At 65.1% G+C, this 21873-nt stretch carries 26 protein-coding genes; 1 reads left to right on the forward strand and 25 read right to left on the reverse strand.

The window, feature by feature from the left end:
• The 10 genes from ACPXB3_RS21460 to ACPXB3_RS21505 all read right to left on the reverse strand — a co-directional run.
• Nucleotides 1-536 (reverse strand): hypothetical protein (locus ACPXB3_RS21460; protein WP_425729557.1); only part of this gene is annotated, 536 nt, incomplete at its 3' end.
• Nucleotides 536-958: a putative phage holin gene (locus tag ACPXB3_RS21465; RefSeq protein WP_425729559.1), complete on the reverse strand. Its 423-nt coding sequence runs from the start codon at nucleotides 956-958 to the stop codon at nucleotides 536-538. The genes ACPXB3_RS21460 and ACPXB3_RS21465, both read right to left, overlap by 1 nt.
• Entirely contained in the window at nucleotides 955-1182 is a 228-nt protein-coding gene (locus tag ACPXB3_RS21470) for a DUF7620 family protein (protein ID WP_425729561.1), read from the reverse strand. Before ACPXB3_RS21470 ends, ACPXB3_RS21465 begins: the two co-directional genes overlap by 4 nt.
• Nucleotides 1182-1511, reverse strand: coding sequence for a hypothetical protein (locus tag ACPXB3_RS21475; protein WP_425729563.1), 330 nt, complete (start codon nucleotides 1509-1511; stop codon nucleotides 1182-1184). Before ACPXB3_RS21475 ends, ACPXB3_RS21470 begins: the two co-directional genes overlap by 1 nt.
• The gene (locus ACPXB3_RS21480) at nucleotides 1508-1789 is read right to left on the reverse strand and encodes a hypothetical protein (RefSeq protein WP_425729565.1); all 282 of its coding nucleotides are present in this window, start codon (nucleotides 1787-1789) and stop codon (nucleotides 1508-1510) included. Before ACPXB3_RS21480 ends, ACPXB3_RS21475 begins: the two co-directional genes overlap by 4 nt.
• A complete protein-coding gene (locus tag ACPXB3_RS21485; RefSeq protein WP_425729567.1) occupies nucleotides 1789-2643 on the reverse strand; it encodes a hypothetical protein in 855 nt (284 codons plus the stop codon). The genes ACPXB3_RS21480 and ACPXB3_RS21485 overlap by 1 nt, the downstream gene beginning before the upstream one ends.
• On the reverse strand, nucleotides 2640-3380 hold the full coding sequence (locus ACPXB3_RS21490) for a C39 family peptidase (RefSeq protein ID WP_425729569.1): 741 nt from the start codon (nucleotides 3378-3380) through the stop codon (nucleotides 2640-2642). The genes ACPXB3_RS21485 and ACPXB3_RS21490 overlap by 4 nt, the downstream gene beginning before the upstream one ends.
• A gap of 9 nt (nucleotides 3381-3389) precedes the next feature.
• Nucleotides 3390-4973, reverse strand: a complete 1584-nt coding sequence (locus ACPXB3_RS21495; RefSeq protein WP_425729571.1) for a hypothetical protein — start codon at nucleotides 4971-4973, stop codon at nucleotides 3390-3392.
• On the reverse strand, nucleotides 4970-5806 hold the full coding sequence (locus ACPXB3_RS21500; RefSeq protein WP_425729573.1) for a hypothetical protein: 837 nt from the start codon (nucleotides 5804-5806) through the stop codon (nucleotides 4970-4972). Before ACPXB3_RS21500 ends, ACPXB3_RS21495 begins: the two co-directional genes overlap by 4 nt.
• Nucleotides 5807-5808: 2 nt before the next feature.
• A complete protein-coding gene (locus ACPXB3_RS21505; protein WP_425729575.1) occupies nucleotides 5809-10929 on the reverse strand; it encodes a hypothetical protein in 5121 nt (1706 codons plus the stop codon).
• 298 nt (nucleotides 10930-11227) lie between these two features.
• Here ACPXB3_RS21505 and ACPXB3_RS21510 point away from each other — a divergent pair, with 298 nt between their 5' ends.
• Nucleotides 11228-11374 (forward strand): DUF2510 domain-containing protein, encoded by a 147-nt coding sequence (locus ACPXB3_RS21510; protein WP_425729628.1) that lies wholly within the window; start codon nucleotides 11228-11230, stop codon nucleotides 11372-11374.
• Between the two features lie 280 nt (nucleotides 11375-11654).
• On the opposite strand, the gene ACPXB3_RS21515 is transcribed toward ACPXB3_RS21510, so the two are convergent.
• The 15 genes from ACPXB3_RS21515 to ACPXB3_RS21585 form a co-directional block, all read right to left on the reverse strand.
• On the reverse strand, nucleotides 11655-12206 hold the full coding sequence (locus ACPXB3_RS21515) for a DUF7426 family protein (protein WP_425729577.1): 552 nt from the start codon (nucleotides 12204-12206) through the stop codon (nucleotides 11655-11657).
• Nucleotides 12207-12239: 33 nt separating this feature from the next.
• Nucleotides 12240-12986: a phage tail tube protein gene (locus ACPXB3_RS21520; protein WP_425729579.1), complete on the reverse strand. Its 747-nt coding sequence runs from the start codon at nucleotides 12984-12986 to the stop codon at nucleotides 12240-12242.
• An 11-nt stretch (nucleotides 12987-12997) separates the two neighbouring features.
• A complete protein-coding gene (locus ACPXB3_RS21525; RefSeq protein WP_425729581.1) occupies nucleotides 12998-13429 on the reverse strand; it encodes a hypothetical protein in 432 nt (143 codons plus the stop codon).
• The gene (locus ACPXB3_RS21530; RefSeq protein WP_425729583.1) at nucleotides 13426-13764 is read right to left on the reverse strand and encodes a hypothetical protein; all 339 of its coding nucleotides are present in this window, start codon (nucleotides 13762-13764) and stop codon (nucleotides 13426-13428) included. Before ACPXB3_RS21530 ends, ACPXB3_RS21525 begins: the two co-directional genes overlap by 4 nt.
• A 9-nt stretch (nucleotides 13765-13773) precedes the next feature.
• Nucleotides 13774-14094, reverse strand: a complete 321-nt coding sequence (locus tag ACPXB3_RS21535; protein WP_425729585.1) for a hypothetical protein — start codon at nucleotides 14092-14094, stop codon at nucleotides 13774-13776.
• A 48-nt stretch (nucleotides 14095-14142) separates the two neighbouring features.
• Complete coding sequence (locus ACPXB3_RS21540) at nucleotides 14143-14700, reverse strand: hypothetical protein (RefSeq protein WP_425729587.1); 558 nt, start codon at nucleotides 14698-14700, stop codon at nucleotides 14143-14145.
• A gap of 3 nt (nucleotides 14701-14703) precedes the next feature.
• Entirely contained in the window at nucleotides 14704-14946 is a 243-nt protein-coding gene (locus ACPXB3_RS21545) for a hypothetical protein (RefSeq protein WP_425729589.1), read from the reverse strand.
• Nucleotides 14946-16259, reverse strand: a complete 1314-nt coding sequence (locus ACPXB3_RS21550) for a phage major capsid protein (RefSeq protein WP_425729591.1) — start codon at nucleotides 16257-16259, stop codon at nucleotides 14946-14948. Before ACPXB3_RS21550 ends, ACPXB3_RS21545 begins: the two co-directional genes overlap by 1 nt.
• A 27-nt stretch (nucleotides 16260-16286) precedes the next feature.
• Complete coding sequence (locus ACPXB3_RS21555; RefSeq protein WP_425729593.1) at nucleotides 16287-17114, reverse strand: HK97 family phage prohead protease; 828 nt, start codon at nucleotides 17112-17114, stop codon at nucleotides 16287-16289.
• Entirely contained in the window at nucleotides 17111-18265 is a 1155-nt protein-coding gene (locus ACPXB3_RS21560; RefSeq protein WP_425729595.1) for a phage portal protein, read from the reverse strand. The genes ACPXB3_RS21555 and ACPXB3_RS21560 overlap by 4 nt, the downstream gene beginning before the upstream one ends.
• A gap of 149 nt (nucleotides 18266-18414) precedes the next feature.
• A complete protein-coding gene (locus ACPXB3_RS21565) occupies nucleotides 18415-18633 on the reverse strand; it encodes a hypothetical protein (RefSeq protein WP_425729597.1) in 219 nt (72 codons plus the stop codon).
• A 20-nt stretch (nucleotides 18634-18653) separates the two neighbouring features.
• A complete protein-coding gene (locus tag ACPXB3_RS21570) occupies nucleotides 18654-20156 on the reverse strand; it encodes a terminase (protein ID WP_425729599.1) in 1503 nt (500 codons plus the stop codon).
• Nucleotides 20128-20439: a hypothetical protein gene (locus ACPXB3_RS21575; RefSeq protein ID WP_425729622.1), complete on the reverse strand. Its 312-nt coding sequence runs from the start codon at nucleotides 20437-20439 to the stop codon at nucleotides 20128-20130. Before ACPXB3_RS21575 ends, ACPXB3_RS21570 begins: the two co-directional genes overlap by 29 nt.
• Nucleotides 20440-20642: 203 nt before the next feature.
• Entirely contained in the window at nucleotides 20643-21329 is a 687-nt protein-coding gene (locus ACPXB3_RS21580; protein WP_425729624.1) for a hypothetical protein, read from the reverse strand.
• 16 nt (nucleotides 21330-21345) lie between these two features.
• Complete coding sequence (locus ACPXB3_RS21585; protein WP_425729626.1) at nucleotides 21346-21687, reverse strand: hypothetical protein; 342 nt, start codon at nucleotides 21685-21687, stop codon at nucleotides 21346-21348.
• Between the last annotated feature and the right edge of the window lie 186 nt (nucleotides 21688-21873).

The raw sequence follows: 21873 nt of genomic DNA on the forward strand, positions 1-21873 counted from the left end.
GACATCGGCCTCCCCTCCGACACCGCCACCAGCTCGGAGGTCAGCACCTTGCGCGCGCCGGAGCCGGAAGCGCGCGCGGACCCACCACCGACCGTGGCATCCCACGTCCAATCCCCGCCGCCGTCCATCGTGTCCTCGGACGCGAAGTCACCGAAGCCGGTCAGCAGACTCGGGCCGGGCTGATCCGTCAACTGGGACAGGGAGAGTTGCGGGATGCGCGACCAGTCGATGATGCCGGTCAAGCCACCACGCAGAGTGCCCACAATCGCCTGGATCGCAGACAAGGCCGCATCATCGCCGGTGTAGGTGCCGGACATGGCGGATTGGAGGTCGGTGACATCGAAGCCGAGCACGTTCTCCCAGCTCGGGATGATCGCCTCGATCTCCTCGATCGTGTCGAAATCGGCGGGGTCCAAACCGAGCTTCGGGGCGATCAGACGCGCCAGCGGAGCCACCACGATCGCGTTGAGCATCTTCTCTTGCAGCTCACCGGAATCCGTGTAGCCCGGCTTCGGGGCCGGATAGCGCACGGGCATTAGACGTCACGCTCCTTCCGCTGCTCCCGCAGGAGCGCCACAAGCATCGGGATGTAGACCACCGCACCGAGCCCATAGATCGCGAACCGCACATACTGACGGCCCGGATATTCGAGGTCCCACCACACGGCGAGCGAAATCTGATCCAGCACCAGAGCGAGTACGAGGCACTTCGCCCAATAGATCCTCCCGATCCTGTGCGTCCACCACGGAGAGCGCGCCGTGTACAGCAAGGCGAACGCGTTCGCGAGAGCCGCGAGCGCGAGCAGAGTGATGTCGGCTGCGAGCTCGTAGTCGACGTCGAACCAGATGTCGGCCAGGCCGACGATGGCGACGATCAGCACGCCGGCCGCGAGACCAGCACGCGCCGGGATGTCCAGCGACGCACACAGGGCACGCAGTGCGGTGACCGGTCGGGTCACGGGAGCCTCCTCATTGATTGCATGATCGCCTCGGCGAAATGGTTGCGGCGCTCGGCCTCTCGGGACTGCTCGAGCAGGGTGGCGGCCTCGGCGCGCCGGGCGTCGACCTCGGGACGGGCGGCGCGGACCCTCTCGGTCTCGGCCTCGAACGCTGAGCGCCGCACCTCGGCGTCGACCACCACCGGATCGACAGCCAGGGGTGGCTGACGACGATAGAGGCGCATCACGTCTCCCCGCCCTCGGCCACTCGGTGGAGCGCGGCGGCCACCCGGACCTGGAGGCGCTGCGCCTCACCGAAATCGGCAATGCTGTCGGCCTGCGCCGAAATGGTGCGCGCCTGCTCGGTGGTCAGCACCGTCGCCGCATCCAGCGCACGAGCCTGTGCCGCGATCCGGTGATCGCGCTCCACCATCCACGAGTTCACCGTGTGCCGAGGCACCAGGTCGCCCTTGACGATCGACCGCAGCACCAGCCCGAGCACACCGATTAGCACCACGGCGAGCACACCGACGACATACAGCGCGATGTTGTCGGTGTGCGGCAGCCCGTTCATCCGGCCCGATGCTTGCCGACGTAGTTTTCGATGTCGGCGATCTGCCGTTCCGTCACGCCGTTCGGGGTCAGCTTCACTCCGAGGACGCCGAGCGCCTGGATCGCTGCCGCGACACCGCCGATGATCGTCGGGTCGATGTCAACGCCGAGCGACACCAACACCCACAGCACGTTCACGCCGAGCGTGATCGCCGTCGTCACGGTGTTGGCGTACTTCTTCCACCAGGGTTGTTCGGCGAGCTTGTCGCGCAGGATCGCGGTGAGGTCGGGAGTGGTCATCACTTGGCCGCCTTCAGCTCGGCAACCACCTTCTCGAGCGCGATGATCCGGTTGCGGGCATCGGCCAGCGAGTCGACGACCGTGAGGTTCTGCCCCTTGTCGTTCTGCCCGAGCTGGCGCCAGCCGGGATACTCGCCCGCATCCCGGCCGCCGGTGAGCTGCTGCCGGATGTCCTTCACATCGGAGCCGATCGGCCCCACGTAGTCCCGGATGAATCCGATGATGTCGTCTTTCGCGGCCATGTCGATGTCCTCTCCTATGCCACACTGTGCGGCGAAATCGGTTGTGCTGAGGTCGGTGTAGTTCATGTCGCACGCGCCGAACGGCGCCGCGCCCTGCGGCCATCCGCTCGGGCCATACCCCGAGCCGTCGGTGTACTGCCAGCCGATCATCCCGGTCATCGACGGCCGCGAGCTGGCGTAGCGCGGCACGATCATCGGCACATCGGCAGGACGACCCGGCCACAGGAACGAGTCGTTCGGATTCATGTAGGCGATCACCCGACCACACCACGCGCGCAAACCCGAGACGAGAGCATCGATACCCGCCGACTGGTCGCCGGCAATCTGGCCGCCCCACGATTCGACGTCGACCATCACGATCATCTTCGGGTGCGGCGAACCGACCATCGACTTGATGGTGTCGAGCGTCTGCTTCCAGTTCGGCCGGTAGACGAGGTAGACGATGAAGCAATCGAGTCGGCCGGAGTCGGCCGCGCTACGGCACCACCCATAGTTGCTGTCCCAGTTGCGGTCCCGATACGTGCCATCGTTCGCCCGAATCGCGATCATCCGATACGGGTAGGAGTCATCGACAGGGCGCTGCCACTCGGAGACATCTGCCCAGACGGTCACTTCGCCACCTCGATCGCATGGTTGCGGAAGTCGGCGAGCCCGTCCACGAGCGTCCGGCCGCCGAGTTGCGGCCAGCCCGGATAGCCTGCCGCCGCGCCGCAGAGTTGCGCACGCACATCCATCACGTCCGAGGCGATCGGCCCGACGAACCCCTTGACGAAGGCGATGATCTCGTCGGCGCCCGACGCATCCACTGCCGGGTAGGCGTAGCCTTTGCCCGCGATCAGCGATACGCATTGCTCGACGGTGATCCAGTACGTCTTCGGCTGAAACCCGCTGTCGGCGACGAACACCCACCGGTGACCCCCGTCGTTGTACCCGGCAGCCAGCGTGTAGTGGTAGACCACGCCGCCGCCGTACGACGGCGAAGGCGATCCGCCCACCCCCTGCGGGTAGTTCGACGGTGGCGCGATCCAGTTCATCGCCACGCCGAAACCGTTGTCGACCGCAGCCCGCAGCCGATCCCAGAAGTCGCTCACCTGCTGCGCGGTCGGCGGATCGTTGGTGACCCACTGCGTCAGGTGATCGACGCCGAGATGGTTGCCCAGCACGCGGTCTAGATACTCGATACTGTCGGTGCCGTTGACTGTCGTGCCGAGTTCGCGGGCGAGCTGCGACTCGGGGACGATTCGCTGCGACTTCGCCCAGATCGCATTCTGCACCGTCGCCGGACCGCACTGGTAGTAGGTCTCCTGCGACACGATCCCGGCGTTCACCGGCAAGGTCTTGATCGTCATGATTCTCTCCTAGACACTGTTGGCGACGGCATCGGCGAGCGCCCCGGCCTGGCCGAAGAGACCGAACACCCTATCCCAAGGCCCCTTGGCGCGCTTAGACTTTCCGACCGTCGGCTCCTCGATGAGACCCTTACCGGGCTCGTGGGTGATCGCGACCTCCGACACGTACTGCTCGACCACATTCCCGCGGTCGTAGAACGTGACGACGTCGCCGAGCTGATACCGGCGCGCGGTGCCGTTGTCCGCGCCGAAACTGATACCGCGGCCGTCGGCGGTGCCGCCAACCGCTGTGAGCGTCAACGTCTCCGAGCCGCCCTTCTCCTTGAGCGCCTGGTGTGCCGTCGAATACCCCTCGATCGAATGGGAGGCGGTGTTGTCGACGAACTGCTCGGGGAGTGCGTCATCGGCGCCGACGGCATCGCGAATGTCGGCATCCCAATACACCTCGTAGGCGAAGAAGATGTCATCGAACAAGTCGCCCACGACGACCGACAGTCCGCCAACGCCGGCGAGACCGGGGATGGTGGCCAGCCCGGCGATGAGCGCAGCGATCGCGAGGTTGGCGCCGATCTCGATGACGTCATTGAGGATTGCGGGGCTCTTGCCTCCGACGACAGCCATGTACAGCTCAGGGTGCGACGCGCTGTACTTGTAGGACGCGATCTGCCCGCCATCGGTGCGCCACTGCACGTTCTGGCGCTGGCGTTTCTGCACCGTGTCGAGGACATACCCGGCGCGGTCCAATGCGAGCGAGAACAGGCCGTCGTTGAGTGGGTCGAGAAGCCGCGACAGATCGAGGAATCCGTCGGAGGTGCGGTCGATGATCGACTGGAGGTTCGCCAGGCTCGACGTGTTGAACACCTGCGGACTGGTGCCGTGGCCGTCGTAGGTGTCGATCCGCACACCCATCTCCAGGCGCTCGGTCGTCGGCCCCCATAGGTCATGCAGCGACGGGAAGCGGGCAGCGAGCGCGACGAGGCCTTCGCCGACATCGAGGACCAGATCGAGGAGGTCGTCGAGGCTGTCGATGTCGGCGAGGTTCGGCCACTCCCAGGAGTCGCGGATCGGAAGCGCCGGCACCACCGGGACATTGAGCCGCGTCGCCACGGAAGTCAGGTAGGACTTGAACAGGGCGTCAGGCTTGCCGATCCGGATGTCTTGTTTGCCAGTGAGATTCACCTGCACCTCGGGCGGGAGCTGGTTGTTCACCCAGGCGTTCATCGACTGCAACCACACCTTGTTGCACTTCCCGCTGTAGGTAAAGGGTGCACGTCCGGGTGCGCCGTCATAGTCGACGTTCATGATGCGCCCAGTCAGCGCGTTGAGCCCGTTGTATCCCGCGCGGAAGTGCCAGCACGCCTTGGTGACATTGCGTTTGGTGATCGCCGAGACGATCGGATGGTCGGGGTGGAGGGAGAAGCTGAAGGTGCCAGGGTCGATGCCAAACGTCGGCCGCACAGTCGCCTTCAAATACCGTCCGACGGGCCGCCATTCGATGGTTGATCCAGGCCCCGAGCCGCGACGCAATCCGATGTCGAAGTAGTCGAACGCCGAGTCGACAGTGTTCGGCCGCGCATAGCCGGGCACGGTCACAGTGCGCTCCGATAGATCTGCGGCACAACGACATCCAGCTTCGTCGCAGCCGAAGTTCCGGTGCCCGTGATTGTGACCGGGATGTCGGGCGTGCGCGCGGGCGCCTGCTTGCGCCACCGATCGTCTGCGCCGTCGGCCAGCGTGTACAGGTCGAAGGTGACGTCGACGCCATCCTCGTCGGTGACCGCGTACCAGTTCGGGTCCGTCTCGATCTCGAAGTGCTCACCGGCCGCCAGGTCCGGCAGCTTCACCGCCTCGCCCGCGAGCCCGACGGTCGGTCCGACGATCGGGCCGGTGAGCTTGAAGTGCGGCCACGAATCCACGGTGCCGCCGTTGGCCACCACCGCACCGGCGAACTCGGCGACGGTGAACGTGTAAGTGTTCGGGTCGGTGCGCCAATCGGATTCGTCGGACTGCATGGTGATCTCGTCCTTGCAGAAGCGATTCGACTTCACCCGCTCCCAGTCGACGTTCCCGCGCTTCACCAGCCGCACAATCTGGTAGCGGCCTGAGTCGACGACGTAGAACCGGAACTCGTTGTCACCGCGCTTCGCCTCGCCCTCGCCGAGCCCGTCACGCCACCGCGACACCAGGTCCACCGCATCATCCCCGCGAAGCCCGGCCTTGAACGGCTCGAGGGCCACCGTCATGACGATCTGGCCCTCCTTGAAGTCGGAGCCGACCACGGTCACACCACGCTGCCCGACACCGTGCAGCGTGTCGAGAGAGAACTCGGCGCCGTCGATCCCCTTGAGGGACATCAGATGCAGAGGTGAGTCCGACCCAAACTCCCACGTCTCCCCATTGAGGTCAGAGATCTCGTAGGTGGCCATACTCAGATCCCCCGTTGCATCGCGGACAGGCCGGGTTCATTGAATCCTTGCGGCTTGTTGTCCGACTGGATGACGACGCGAATGTCCTTGCCCTCCTTTACGGCCCAGATCAACTCCTGGAGCTGCTGGGAGATCTGCCCACCCACATCGGACACCAGGCCCGACATGTACGACGTGTCGGTGGTATTGGTACTTAGCTTCGGCGTGGCGTTTCCGAGGTCGACCTGCCCGGACATGCCCATCTGGACATACGGGTCGATCGTGTTGTATCCCGCGAATCCCGCGCCGACGGCGAGCCCGGCCCAGTCGTACCAGTTCTTCGGCTTCATCGAGTCGTCGTCGTCGTCCGAATATCCGCCGAATCCGACCGTGCCGCCGTCGGCGAACGCTGCGAGCTGGCCGGCGTTGAGCCGCTTGAGGAACGAGCGGACCCCCGGCTTCTGGGCGATCGCCTTGCGGATGATCTCCTCACCCGGCATGGCCGCGATGATCTCCGAATCGGTGTTCCCAACACCGGGCACGGTGCCGCCGTTGGCGAACTTCCGCATCCCCGGCGAGGTGACATTCGGTGATGACGGCGTGCTCGAGGCGGTCGGCGTCTTGCCCTGCGCCTCCTTGAGTTTCGCCTCAGCGGATGCGAGATCCTCGCGCGCCTTCGTGACATCGTTTGTCGCCTTGGTGACCGCGTTCGCCGCGGCCGTACGCTGCGACTCGGTGGACGACTCCTTGAGTTCGGACTGCTTCTGCTTGGCGAGCTTCAGCGCATCCTCGGCCTCTTGGACCTTGCGCTTCTGCTCGTTGACCTTGTTCGCCAGATCCGCCGTGTCGCCGGAACCCTTGGCGCCACCCTTCAGGTACTCGTCCCACGCCTGCTGCTTCTTGTACTCGTCGATGATGTGCTGGCGCTGCTCCTTCTCGCCCTTCCACCAGAACGGCTCGAACGGATTCTTCAGCGTGAACTCGAACAGGGTCGGGTCTTCCGGCGGTTCGGCCGGCGTCTCCGGCGTCTTGTCCTCGTCGCCGCTGCCATCTCCGCTGCCAGAAGGGAACTCGGAGCCATTGTTGGTGACATTAACGACCACCTGCGGGCCGAGCTTCGACACCAGCCCGCCCGCTTCCTCCTGGTGTGCCTTGATCTCGTCGAGATACCCCTGACGGCCATTCGCCACGGCGTCCTCGGCGGATGACGCGGACGGTGACTGCTGCACCCAGAACAGGTCCGACCAGATGTCGTCCGACCATCCCGACGACGACTTCTTTGCGTCGAGCGCGTCGTAGAAGCCGGTGATGTTGGTGTTCGGGTCGTCGCGGCCTGGATACACCGAGGAGTCCATCTGCTGGAACACATTGTCGGTCTGCAGGTTGTCTTCCTGGATCGCCATCGACAGGATCGCCGACGTCTGCTCATCGGAGTATCCGCGGCGGCGACCCTCCTGGATGATCTTCTTGGCCACGTCGTCGCGCGACGAATCCCTGGTGAGAACGACATCGGGCGCAGGAGTCGAGCCACCACCACCCCCGCCGGCGTTCTTCGTGTCAGGGAGTGCGATCCACGCCTGGCTCGGGAACTGCGCGTGCCGAGATCCGACAGTGCCGCCGAACTTGCCGTCGGAATGGCTGGTGGTGTCCATGCCACCGCCCATCTCGAAGTTCACCGAGGCGCCGGACTTGGCGAAGAACGTGCCCGCTGAATGCTCCGGAGACCAACCGACCTCGTGCGCCGCAACTCCGGGAGGTGCCTGCCCGATCACGTATCCGAGGCTGGGCAGGAACGACGAGAACGCAGCAGTGCCCGCGCGCTCACCGGCCCCCGGCTGCATGTTGCCGTGGGCTCCGTTCGCGACGATCGCCTGCGCGCCCGAACAGTCGGTGTTCCAGCCGTTTCCCCAGCCGCCCAGGGCGTAGGTGCCGCCCTCGACTCCGGTCGCATAGTCGGCGAGTTTGTGGACCTCGACGAGACCGCCTTCGGCGAAACCGGGCAGCATCCCTTTCGGGATCTGTCGACGGTTCAGCGCATACATGAAGCCTGGGCCGTAATAGCTTGTCGCGGCGGCGGTTTGGACGAATTCGCCGTTCGAGAGGTTCGCGGGAACATCGTCGGAGGTGCCGGTTCCGGGGCCGTGAATCAGGCCGCCGGCCGCGTGGTCCCACGCCGACCCGCCATGTCCCGTGTTCTCGGTAATGGGTGTCGAGCTTCGGTTCTCGACGATGTTGATGACCTTGCGGCCCGGCTCCTGCGCCTTGCGTACCGCCTCCCAGAACGCCCGGTCCTCGGGGCTGATGACGATCTTCCCGTTGGGGAGCGTCTGCACCCGAATGCCAAGCGATTTCAGCTTGTCCACGACCGCTGGGCTGTTGTCGTCGAGCTGCACGTATCCGTTCGGCAAGGTGGTGACCCTGACGCCGAGCTTCTCCATCGCCGCAGTGACCTCGGGACTATTGGAGTCGATCACCACCTTGCCGTCGATGACCGAATACTTCACCCGCATCTCGTCCAGCTTCGCGCGGACCTCGGGTGTGTTGTCGATGACCTTCAGGTTGCCGGGCGGCAGAGACGTCGCGGCCATTCCGAGCTTCTGGAGGCCAGAGATCGCATTCTCTGTGCCGTGCACGTTCAGTTCGGTGGTGACCTGATCGGGGATCAACCTGTAAGCGTCGGCCATTCGGCGGGCCGCGTCGATGGGCACGCCTGCTGCGACCGCGGTGTCGAGGAACTGCTGACGCTGGGCGATGAGCTTGCCGCGCACATAGTCGAGCGACTGGGCAACGGTCATCCCCTGCGACTGCGCGTACTCGTATGCGGCAGCGGCCGTTTCGTTGAATGCCTGTGCCTGACTGCGCACCGTGTCCTGCATCTTCGACCCCGCCTCGGTGGCGGTGTTGATGTGGCCGTCGACACCGATCAGACTCGCGTCGAACTTGCCATAGGCGTCAACGAGGTCGCGGATTCCATCGTTCCACTGCTGGAGCGCTTCCTCCTGAGTCATGCCGTCGTCGTTAAGCTGATCGAGCGCCTTCGCCAGCTTGTCGACCTTCGACGCGGCACCATCGGTCGACTCCTCGAAGTCGGCCATAGCCTGCGACATCGCCCCTGCCGCCTGCGCGGTGTTGTCGAAGCTCACCGACATATCGCCGTTCGCCTCGGCGAGCTGCTGCGCCTTCGACCGCGCCTCGTCCATCTGCCCGGCCATGCCACGAATGCGATCAATTGCCTCGTCGGCTGCAATCCGCTTGTCGATGTCGAGATCCCGGTTGTTACGGATCTCCTGAAGCTTCTTCATCGTCGTGTCGTACGCATCGCCCTGTCGGACAATGGCATCCACGGTCTGCTCCGAGCTGAACCCGAGATCCTTCATCGTGTCCGCGAGCGTCTTACCGGTGGTGTCGAACTTCTTCGCGTCGTTGTCGGCCTCTTTGAAGACGTCGTTACGCAGGGCTCGGGTGATCTTTCCACCAGCCTGGTCGATCTGGTCGGCCCACGACGAAGTTTGAGCCGCAGCCTCTTGGGACGCCTGCTTATCCTGCTGCTTCTTGTTGATCCACAAACCCAGGAGTGCAACGGCACCCGTGATTGCGAGCCCCCACGGTCCGCCGAGCGCACCCATGAGACCGCGCGCCCCGGCTCCAAGTCCAGACATGGCGGCCCCCACCGCGCCAATGGTGTTTGGCATGACAGACGCGGCCTGCCGAGATCGGTAGAATGCGGCGGCCATCTGCCCAAGCGCGCCGTTGGATGTGGCCGCGGTCCGCCCCAGCGTAACCATGGAGGCGCGGATTGTCCCCATCGAGTTACCTGTTATAGTCGCTGCTCGCTGAACATTGCTGACCGTCTGGCCGAAATTCGAAAAAGACGCGCGGGCGAACGCCATGTGCTGCCCAACGGTGGATATCTGCGATCCGAAGAGTCTGGTTGCAATGCGCATTGCCGCAATAGCGCCGATCGCGAGCTGAATCGGACCGGGCAGGTTGCCGAAGGCTCCCACGAGCGCGCCGACGACGTTCGCGATGCTACCCAAGGCTGTGCCAACGCCGGAGAATGCCGCCATTCCGGGGCCCGACAAGAGGTCGACAAACCCTTGAGCGATCGGCATCAACTTTCCGCCGATGGCTGCCGACGTGTTCGTGAACTCAGACTTCAGGGACCTTAGCTTGTTTGCGAGCGAGTCTTGGGTGCGCGCGAAGTCGCCCTGCATCATCGACGTCTGTGCGAGCACCGCGTTGTAGACCGCCTGCACCCGCACCGCAGGCGATAGTGCATCGCTCGTGTTGGAGATCAGACCATCCTTGAGGGCCTGGTTCTTCAGGGTGGTCTCATTGAGCAGGACGCCATACGCCTCGATCGGATCTGACTCGCCGCGGAACGCCGCGCCGAGAGCCTCGACAGCCTGCTCCGGGGTGGTATTTCGGAAGCTGGCCATATCTGATGCGAGCCCAGACATTTTCATCGAGAAGTTCGCCAGATTGTCGCCGGTCATCCCCGCCTGCTTGCCGTACAGGGCCATCGTTACCGCGCCCTCGCGCGCCTCGACGTTGCTCTGACCCATCGACTGCGCCGCATTCGCCGCCCAGTCCTGCACACGCTGCGACGCCGACCCGAACATCACATCGACCGCGTTCGTCGACTCGGCCAGATCCGACGCCGCGAACACGGCCTGCCGCATACCCTCCACAACACCTGCGATCGAGAAGCCGATACCGATCTTCTCCAGTGCGTCGCGAGCCTTGTCGGCGGCCTCGCTCGCGCCGCCGAGGGCATCCGTCGAATCACCCATCGAATCCTGGACGGCCGATTGCGATTCGGCGAGCGCCTGCTGCGCCTGCGCGAGCGAGGATGTCGACCGCAGCATCGATGCGCGCGACGATGCCGCCGCGGCTTCGAGCCGCATGAGTTCCTGCCGCGAGGCGTTGCCGCGTCGCATCGCCGATTCGAGGCGCTCCTCGGCCAACTCCTGGCGCTTCGACGCCGCCTCCTGCGATGCTGCCGCCGCGGCGACCTTGTTCTGCATCTGGTCGGCGGATTGTGCCGTCGACGACATCGATCGCCGCACGTTGTTCAGCCCCGACTCGGTGTTACCGGTATCGAGCCGGATGCGCGCGACAAGCTCGGCGACGTCAAGCGACATACGATCCTCCTCGGGGTTTGGGTTGAGCGAGTATCCTGCGCGAATGGAAGACATCCGTGTGGACGAAGATGGCGTGCTGCGCTGCTGGAATTGCGGCGGGAAGAACTTCACGGAGAAGCGGACCGGGAGGGCGAAGGTCGTCGGCGGCACGGCGGGAGTGCTGACATTCGGAATTGCGGGCGCCGCCGCGCCGCTCTTGGCGAAAAAGCGCCTCCGCTGCCAGTCCTGCGGCAAGTACAGCGCCGCAGGCAATGCCAAGCCGTGGACCGGCCTGACCCTGACTCCGAAGCCATCAGCTATGACGAGTAGCCCGAAGGCAAAGGGTGTCAATCAAGGCCCTCCGCCGCCGCCCGGGCGTCGGACCGGTTGGTACCGTGACCCCCTTAAGCAGAGCAAGCAGCGGTGGTGGAGCGGCACAGAATGGACTAATCGGACGGCTAACTAGGATCATCCCTTGGCCAGCCCTAGCGCCCGGTCTAGGTGACCTCCTTGGCCGATACATCCGACGATCCTGTCTTTGAGCCACGTGATGGTGCGCTCAGCGAGGATTCCTGACGCGGTGTCTACGCCGTAGATGTGGTGGAGGTCGAGGGTTACTGCGGTCCATTGTTCGAGCAGCATGGACCATGTGATGGCCGGTTTGGCGCTGTCGCGAACCTGGTCGGGGTCGTTGTACCAGGCCCGGACTTCAGTGTCGGGGTTGTATGCCCCGCCGCCGGGGTCTGCTACTCCGTAGGAGCCTGGGAGGCACGAGTACGGCCCCCACTGGCCGACTTCGTGCTGGCCTTGCGGGGTGCAGCCTTTTTGGCCGCAGCGCGCCGGGTTTTCCGGTTCTCCCCCGGCTCCGGGGGTGGCGGGTTTCCCAGGTCACCAGTGAGTGCCGTCTGCCAGTGAATCTCGGCAGTGGTGCGGCCGTGCACCGCGTCGATGAAGACGGTGCGCGCGGCGTGGACGATCATTCGCCACGGCACGCCGTCGTTGACCATCTCCGAGTAGACACCACCTTCGAAGGTGCCGTCGTCCACAGTGATGGTCACCGGGGTTCCATCCTCGGCGATTTCGCCTGTCGGAATCTCGACCGGACTTGACACCCACTCCGCGCCAAGGAGGCCCATGTACATGGCGAGTTCTTCCTCGTCCGACAGTGGTATCTTCTTGGCGATCTGGAGTGTCAGCTTCAAGCCGTCATCGGCTCGCATCTCCGGGATGGTGTACGTCTTGCCCTCGATCGGCAGTTGTATGCCGTCGAGTTGGATCGACAATGCGTCGAATCCCATGGTGGCCTCCTACCAGGGGATCGAAGGGATGGGTCAGACCTCGGTGACGGTGAGCGTGCCGCCGGTCAGGCCCGTGCCTGCGCCGGTCAGTTCGCCTCCATCCGGGGTGGTGATCGACCACGTGGGAGCGGTACCGGTGACGGTCCAGTCCGCGGCGGCGAACCCATCGTCGAGCGCGACCAACGCCGACTTCACCGCGGACGACGCGGCGTTGTAGGCGATGTTCGCGGTTGTGTTGCCCTTGTAGGTCAGGGTGAAGTTGCCGGCACTGGCGGCACCCACGCCGACCGAGAACTGGCCACTGCCGATCAGCGGCGAGAGCTGCACCGGCTCCCCGCGACCCATCAGATCGCCCGAGAACTTCTGCAGCTCGGTGGTCTTGCCGCCCTTGGGGCCAGCCTTGACCGCGGCGTGATACTCGGCGTTGAACGCGCGACCGGACACGCCATCCTTGCGGCGGTGGCGGATGTGGACGTGGCCCGCCGAGTCGGACTGGCCGGAGGCCTCGATGAGCGCCGACAGGCCGGGATCGAGGGAGAACACACCACCCGCTTCGTCGCCCTTCACGAGCCCTTCGAAACTGGCCTTGAAGCCGTTGCCGGTGATGGCCTCCGAGGTCCAACCATCGGAGTCGATGTCGGTGTCATCCTCGGTCTTGACGTCGAACGACGGCTCGTACGAGGTGAGCCCGTGGACCTTGGTCCACACGGGTGCGATCGCGGTGCCGGTGTTGATCTCGATCAGATAGCGTCCGGCCGCACGAGTTGCGAGGTCTGCCATGATTCCTCTCCTTAAGGATTGAGGCGGATTGCGTAATTCGCCGTCTTGGTCCAGGCCCCGTCTTCGGGGTCTGCTGGTGCGGCGGATGAGAGGGTCACCGTGTCGGGCGACACTCCTCCCGGCCAGACGCCGGAAGCTGTGGATTGCAGGAGACGGAATGTCTCCTGCTCGCGGTCGATCACCGTCAGCGGGGTTGGTCCCGGTTCGCGAAACCGCAACTGCACGTAGTGCAGCGGGTTGTCGGCGACGGTGTCGACGTCGGGATCAGTGAAGTAGTGGTTGAGCGCGATCGCGCTCACGATGTTCTGCGGCAGCTTCCCGACGGTGACCACCGGGCGGCCGGGGCTCTTCGGATAGGCGCCAGACTCTTCCCACATGGCGAACCCGAGATCGTCGAGGCGCTGTGCGAGCGACCGCAGCAGCGACGCCGGATCGACGCTCATCCGCCGAGCGCCTCACGGATCGCATTGGCCACCGCATCGAGCGCTTCGTCTTTCGCGACGTGCACCGCGGTCTCCAAGAACTTCGCCTGCCCGCCGTGTGGATGGTTGTAGCCCAACGCCTCGTGCTGTCGTGCCGCGTAGGGCGCGCTGTATCCGATCGCCGCTTCTGTGCCGTCGGTGGCCACGCGGCCCGAGCTGATGAGTTCGCCAGAGTCACGGGGGGCACGGCGATTCGACTCGGCGAGAATCGCCTCGCCAGCCTGCCGCACACCCTCCCTAGCTCCCTCCTCGATGCGGGCGAGGGCCTTTTCGCCGATCCAGTTGAGGTCACCCATCGGATCTCCTTATACGAGGTCGATCGAGTAGTAGTCGGGCGACCCGGCGAATCCGCCGATGTGTCGGTTCTCCGCGATCACTGGCCGCCACTCGCCGTCGTCGGCGCGGGCCATCGACCCGACCGGGATGTCGTCCTCGGTGATCGACATCGACGCCTGCGTCGACGACACGACCTCATCGCCCTCGGGGCCGATGGTGAGCTTCGTGGTGTTCTTCACCCGCGCGAGGATCGCGGTGGGAGCGGCGAAGATCGGACCGTACGCGCCGTCCCCGGTCAGCCTCTTCACCTCGACCGGCTGGGTGAAGAACACGGCCAGCGGATCAGGCATGGCGAGCCGGGTCCGCGTACGGGAGGCCGACGCACGCGGACCCGACAACTAGTGGGAGTCCCACAGTGCGAACCTCCCGAGAATGTGCCCGTAGGCGTCCATGATGTCGCGGCGGACACCCACGTCGGATGAAGTACCGCGCGGGCTAAACGGATTGGCGTTCAGGATCGTCGCGTCGTCAAGTTGGACCTGAGCCACCCCGCCGCCGGCCGCAACATTCACGCGGTCCCGGAGCATGTCCACCGCAACCGATTTCACGCTCGACGGGCACGCATCGAATCCGCTGTCGGCCGTCACCGTCACCGACCGCAAGCCGGTCGGCCACGAGCCTTCCAGAATGCCGGTCGAGGACCACGACCAGCCGGTGATGTCCGCGCCCGACGAGTCCTTCACCGCGATCGGTTCGCCGATCTTGAGTGACGGCACCACGAGGACCGTGCCGCCGGTGGCGTCTAGCACCATCGTCGACTGCACCAGCGGGGCGATGTGCCACCCGCACGCGATACGAATATCCTCGCAGACCGCTTCGAGGTCGGCGTCCGTCACTCCGTCGACGTCGATGTCGCCGATGTCGATCAGCGGCGGCAGGCCGGTGAAGTCGAGCACAGATCAGCCCGCAGCCTTGTTGACCGGCACCTTGGCCTTGTTCCGCGCGGCCGGCGCGGCCTTCGACTCCGACCTCGGAGTGAGCCCGCGCACCTTCGCGTCCTCGTCAGACAGTTGCAGAGTCGTTGCGACGCCGTTGATCTCGACGTCGTATTCTTTGAGCGCCATCGGAACCTCCTCGGGGGTCGGCGCACCGGTGCGCCGGGTGGGCGAGCCACCCAGCGCACCGGAGTTGAGCAGGGCCATCAGGCCAGTGCGACCTTGACGAACGCCGTCGGACGGGTCACCGCGAACGCCAACCGCTCCTCAGCGAGGATCGCGATCATGTTGCGAATGAAGAAGTCCGCGTGACTGTCGGTCATGGTGATCGTGGTCTGCTCCCGATCCCAGACCACCGCCTTCGAGAAGTCGCCCACCAGAGCGGTTCCCGCGGCCTGAGTCTCCGACTCCACGACCGGCAGGCCCCACAGAGTGCGGTTGGAGATCTGGAACGGCCCGCCGTAGTAGTACTGGTTGTTGGCGTCCTTCGACAGGTCAATGGTCTCGGCATCGGCCGGGTTGACCACCACCGCAGACGGATTGACCCGACCCACGGTCCGCAGCTTGGTGATGCCCTTGCGCACCGAGTCGAAGAGGTTCGTCGCAAAGGCCTGCGTCTGCACACCCGACGCCGAATTGATGCCGGTGAAGTGCTGACCGGAGCCGCTGCCGTTGAGGATCTCGTTCTCCTCGGTCTCCTTCACGTCGAGCGCCAGCTCGTCGTTGATGAGCCCTTCGAGCTGCGCGACGTCGGCCAGCGCACGGCGGGTGGCGGGCACCCATTCGGCGATGGTCTTGACCTCGGTCGAGCGAACCTCGTAGGCCCACGAGCCTTCCGGCTTGTAGCCGCCATTCGCGTCGAGGACGAGGGCGCCGGCCGAACCGGGCGCCGTCGGGGCTGCCGAGCTCGACGCCTCTGCGACCACTGCCGCGGCATTGGTGTGGCTCGTCTGCGCGACATACTCGACGACATCGGAGGTGGTCGACCGCACCGACACGAGGTCTCGGATCTTCAACTCCTTGCGGCCGAGCGGCTCCACGATGTCGGTGCGCTCGTTGACGACGAACGCACCCGCGCTGGTGGAGCTGGTGCCGGTGAACAGCCCCTTGACCCGGATCGGATCGGAGCCGACCTTGGCCCGGTCGGGGATGCGATACCCGCCACCCTCGGCCTTGAAGCCGTCCATCATGCCCTTGAACTGCGTCGAATCGACAACCTGCAGCCCCAGCGACTTCACGCGCTCGCGGACCGGCAACTGCCCATCCTGCGCTCCGAGGTCACCCTTGGCGTCGGGGCCGATCTCGTCGGCCAGCGCCATCGCAGCGTCGATGACTTCCTGGTCAGCCTTCGCGGTCTTGTGCTTCTCCAGCAGATCGCGACCCTTGGCCAGCGCCTCGGTGTAGTCGTGCTGCTCGGAGTCGGTCATGTCGCGACTCTCGCCTGCAGCCTTCTCCGCGATGTCGCGGGCCGTCTTGGCGGCGGCCTGCGCCTGCTCCATCAATGCCTTCACTCGGCTCATCTGATTCTCCTTGGTGAGGTGGGTGTGTTATGCGCTCGCGACGATGTCGAACTCGAGCGCGTCCAACTGCGCCAGGGAGACGGACGGGCTCGTGGGCGTGGTCTGGCCGGCCGACTTGGCGTCGCCGGGGACGGTTCCCTTACCGCTGGTCTGGTCCTGGTCTTCTTCATCCCCCGACTCTTCGTCGGCGGGAAGTATCGATTTGAGAGCGTCGAGGCCCTCTTCGAGTCGGTCCACGGTTTCGCGGATCACCGACTCGTTCTTCGCCGACAGTGCCTTGCCCGCCTTGGCGCGCAGTGCATCAGCGGCCGACTTCACCGCGAGCACCTCGGTCTCCTGGTTGGCGCCGAGAGGGACTACAGAGACCTCATGGATCTTCAGCTTCTCTAGCGACCAATAGCCTGGCGTGATCGTCTTCGTTCCGTCGCCGTTGTCCTCCGACTCGGGCTCGACGAACGTCTCCTTCTCGACATCGAAGGCGAACGACATCTGCGCCACGCGGCCAGATTTCAGCAGCCGGTACACCTGGGCGGCCTTCGGCGACTCCATGTCGAGCACCGCATGCACTTTCAGCCCGCGGTCGTCCTCGACAGCCTCTTTTAGGAATCCGAGGTTATAGTCCGGGTCAGCGAAGTTGTGCCCCCATAGGAGCGGAATCGGGTTGTCGCCCTTCGCCCACTCGGCCAGCGACTCTGCGAATGCGCCCTTCTGGACGACCTCGCCGTACGAGTCCCGATTGCCGAACACCGATGCGTACGCGATGAACTCACCCTCCGCGAGTTCGGCGTCAGGACCGGCCTTGAACGCCGCCTTGGCGTTGACGTGGCCGGGGCCGGCCGTGCGTGTCTTCGTCATGCGACGTCCTCCTGGTCGTCGTCCGCGCCGTCATCGACGGGGGGCGGGGACGGCTCCTTGCCGTCGTCACCCGCGGGGATCGGCTCCTTGTCGCCGTTCTGGGTGAGGTTCAGCGGCTTGATCAGCTCGTCACCGCCATCGATCGGCGGCCGATTGTCCAGTGCCCGAGCCTCGTTGATCGTCATCCACGGACCGCCGACCGAAGTCTGCATCTGCGCCGCGCGCTCCTCGAATGAGCCAGACAGCTTCTCGCGCAAGTTGAACTCCACATACAGCTCGTCCACCTCGCCGGGCGCGATGTCAGGGATCAGTTGCAGCGAGATCTCCTCGGCGAACATCTGCAACCATGGCCCGAGCGTGTCCTGATACAGCATCTTGTGCTGCTCGGTGATGTTGCTGAACGTCGCCTTGTCGAGGATTCCCACCATGGGCGGCGGGACGTGATACACCGACGCCACCTCTTCGCGGGTCAGCTTCCGAACTTCGAGGTACTGCAGGTCCTTTGCCGACTGAGCGGCCGCGGTGAACTTCATCCCATCTTCGAGGATCGGGGTGCCGCCGGCCTGCGGTCCATCGCCCGCGTACTGCGCCTGCCATCCCCGCTTGAACCGGCCCCGCGCCTCGGCCGACCACGGTTTGGCGTCGGCCGGCCGTTCCAGATAGCCGGAGACGCGGGCTCCGTTGCGCAGCACCTCGGTACGTGCCTTCGAGCCCGCGTTCTCCTCGGCAAGGATCTGCCGCAGCGCCTCCAGCGGCGACGTTCCGAAGTCGTCGACGCCGCCATAGCCGCGGAAGTACACCAGTCGGTCGGCCGGAAACTCCCGCTTGCCCTTCGCGCCCTTCACCTCGAACACCGCCGGACTGATCCAGTTGTCGCCCTTGGGGGTTACCAGAGTCGGCGGGATGCGGACCACCGCCGGCTGTGCCGCCGAGCCTATCTTCAGCCAGTACGCGCGGTCGAAGATCGCCAGATCATGCACCAGCGCATCCATTAGCCGATAGCGAGTGACCACCTCCGACGGCTGCAACATCACCCGCGACAACGGATGGTCCCGGTCGAGTCGCTCTCGGTCCGTATCGCCCTTGCGGCGAAACGCGTGAATGCCGAGCTGCGCAATGTTGCGCGCCAGAAACGACACCGTGGTCCGCACCGCCGGCTGCTTGCGCCACAGCTCTAGGTACGCCAAGTTTCGGTCACTGGTGAACACTGTCGGAGACGAGATGTCCAGCGATGCGGCAAGCGGTGTCGCCGGCCGCGATAGGCCTTGCAGCGCCCCATCGGAGACCACGAACGACACCGCTACCGCCCCTCGGGGATCTGGATGTAGTCGATCTCGTGGCGGCCCACGATGACCTCGCCGTCCGCGCGGGTCGGAGTTCGAGCCCCTGGGTCGATGACCTCGGCGTCCCGCACGACACAGAACTTGCGCTTCTGCTCGGTCACCACCCCACAGATGGCGGTCCCTGACTTCAGATTGAGGACCACGCGCTGATGCACGACGTAACCGAGAATGTCCACTGCGCAGCCCCTTTCAGACGTCAGACGATGAATAGATCGTTGGTTTCGTACGCGCTATCCTGCGGCTCCGGTGACGACACCAGGCCGTGAAGAGCCAGCGTCACCGCCACAAGCTGAGTGATGTCACTCGATCGGTCCTTGCGGTCCCAGATCCAGGAGTCGCCGTAGTCCTTGCGCTTCCCGGCCACCACCGAGCGGGCCAAGGACATCGCCCCCGTATGCCGGATGCGATCCTGGACCACTCCGTCATAGAAGTTGTTGCACGCCAAGGCGATGTCGGAGTACTTCATCGCCGTCACCTCAACGTCAAGATCCTCGATCTGTGGAATCAGGTTCGCCGCCGACGACTTCTCGTCGACAACCACCGCGCACGGGCTCCACTTCTTGGCGAGTTCGGCCACCCGATCGGGAATCCATGCGGTGCCCGGAAGCGATTCGGCCTTGCCGTCCGCCGCAGCCGGGACGATCCCCACGTGACACAACCCGTCCTCGCGATACCCTGCGACCGCAATCGCCGCCGACGAACGGTCCCGAGACACGTACACCGCGAACGCCACCGGATCATTCGGCGCCGAGTCCTCGTCACGCAGCCCGGCCCACTGCTCGGCGCCAATCACTCCGCCGCCACGAGTCGGCCAGATGCCCATCATCTCCCGACGGATCGCATCCTCGTCTGGGATGTTCTCAAGCATCCGCTCCATCGCCTCAAGCGGAGTGCGGTGCGGGAAGCTCGGATTGAACGTCGGGTAGATGGCAGGGTCGCGAGGATCGGCATCAGAATCGGCCGACAGCTCCACGAACATCTGCTTCGGCGCCTTGCCCGCCAACGCGCGCTCGCGCTTGACCGTGAACGCCTCGCCGTCATCCGTCGGCCGCGGCGGGGTGCCCATGAAGAACACCAGGCCGCCATGCGGATTCCGCGCCTGGTTCGTCGCCGGCACCATATCCTCGAGCGCCTTCAGCCCAAGGATCTGCGCCTCATCGAACACCTCGGCGTCGATCGCATCCATGCCGCGACCGAAACCTTGCTCTCGGGCACCGAACATGATGATCGACCCGTTCGCGAACCGGATCTCCTGCTCTCCGTTCGCCGTCCGGATCGGAGACGACTTCGAGCCGTGGTCCAGATGCGGCCAGATCTTCGGCTTCCGCACCATGCCCTGCATAGCGCGAAACGTATTCGTCGTCGTGCGGCCATGATGGCTCGTCCACACCACCCGGAAACCGGGGATGATTAGACACAAGCCGATGATCAGGTATCCGACCGTGAACGTCTTGCCCACCTGGCGAGGAATAGACAACACCACGCCGCCGACCGATACCGCGAACTTGCCCCCGCCAGACAGCCCGAGGGCTGCCATCCCGAGGCCGCGCTGCCACGAGTCGAACGATACGCCCGACTCCTGCAAGCGCCGGTACACCCGCGGGAACAGGCTGCGCTCAATCCCATCCGGGATCACCAGGTGGCGAGCGACCTCCGAGAGTTTCGGCTGATCAGATCGCGTTGGCGTCGAAACCGTCATCGACGTCAACCTCAGCCGACGACGACTGCTCAGCCACCGTCCGCCGGCGCACCTGCTCCTCGCGGATCAACACGTGGAGCTTGTTCAGCTCGTTGTTCAACTGCGGCCTGGTGTTGTCCGCAGACTGTGTGAGTGCCTCTGCCACGAGCCGACGCTGCGCCAGTAGCATGTCCAGCACGTCGCCGGACTCGACAGCCTCGGCTAGCGTCGGCGGCTCACGTCGGCGCTCCTCATTCGAGACGGCACGCAATGGCGGCTTGTCGGCCATGAGGATCACCTCCATTCATGCAGGTCAGCGGTGCATATTATGCGGTCTTTATGCAGCCCAGGGGGCGGGGAGGGGCCACCGGGGAGAGAGTTTGAGAGGCCCCTGATGGGTCGCACCCCCCACGGCGGCGCGATGCCGACCCCCCTACCCCCCGCGGCCATGCATAGCGCTGCATAGTATGCAGCGGGCGTATGCATCCGGCGCATAGTATGCAGCGGTCACCACCGCCGGCTGTTGTCGACGCCACCGGAGGCACGTCGCCGGCCTGGTGCGCCGCGGTTGCAGGCGACGTGCTCGGGGCCTCGGTACTGGGTGCGGTCGTCGTCGTCGTGGCCGAGGTCCCAGGGCTCTTCGGCCTTGATGGGCTGCCCGCAACGCCAGCATGTGGCCTGCCCGGATCGGACTGTGGCCGCGTAGCGCTTGCGGAGGCGTTGGTGGCGGGCACCGTAGCCGCGTTCAGTGGTCTTCAGTGGTCGCGCGAGTCGCTGCGGCCGAGACGTCTTGGGGGTGGCATCGGATAGTGGTGTGTACCAGTCCTCTGCGACCTTGCGCAGCTGCCATGGACGCTCGGCATCGAGACGGTCGAGCACCTCGGCCTTGCCTGGGTCGATGGTGACGATGCGGGCGGTGTGTGCTCGGTACTTGGCTAGCTGGGCCTCGTTGGGCCGCGAGTGCACGATGTACACGTCGCACTGCTCGGCGAGCGGTAGCGCCGCGTCGATGGCTGCTCGTCGTGCTGCCATCGTGACGGTCTTGATGTGGGACGGGTGGTCGTGATGGTCTGGGCTGCCGAGGCATTGGGCGATGTGGTCGTAGTCGATGGTGATGTCACCGGGTTGTGTATGCTCGATGACCCACGTGGTCTTGCCGGATGCCGGCGGGCCGGTGATGACGAACAGCGTCACAGCTCGACGTTGGTGCTCACAGCGTGAGGCCGCGGGCCTTGGCTGCCCGTGCCACCGTGTTGTCGGGGCGTGGTGTCCAGTGGTCGCCCATGACGCGGCGGAAGGCGTGGCGTGCTTCGGTGATGCGGATGGCAAGCAGGCCACGCATGTTGAGTTTGTCGTCGACGTCACGTACGGCTTGTAGTGCGGGCTGCACGATCTCGTTCATGCCTGCGCGCTGATCTGCGGTCCAGGTGTCGGATTCTTCGGAGGCTGCCGCGATCTCGCCGACGAGGATGGCGTATTCCTTGCGGTAGTCGCCGTCGGGGATGGTGTTGAAGTCGTTGCGCCCGCGGGGGGTCATGCGCTCGACGACCATCACAGCACCCCGACCACACCCCAGGCCACAGCGACCTGGAGCACGATGATGCCGATGACTCCGACGACAGAGATGCCGAGCAGGATGCGATCCAGCATGGCGACCTCCCGAGGTTTAGGCACGTGTGGTTTGGGCTAGAGCGCTGGCTATGCGTGCCGACGGGATGCGTGCTCCCCCGATCCATCC

The sequence above is a fragment of the Gordonia sp. DT219 genome (genome assembly GCF_049847065.1).
Lineage (GTDB): Bacteria > Actinomycetota > Actinomycetes > Mycobacteriales > Mycobacteriaceae > Gordonia.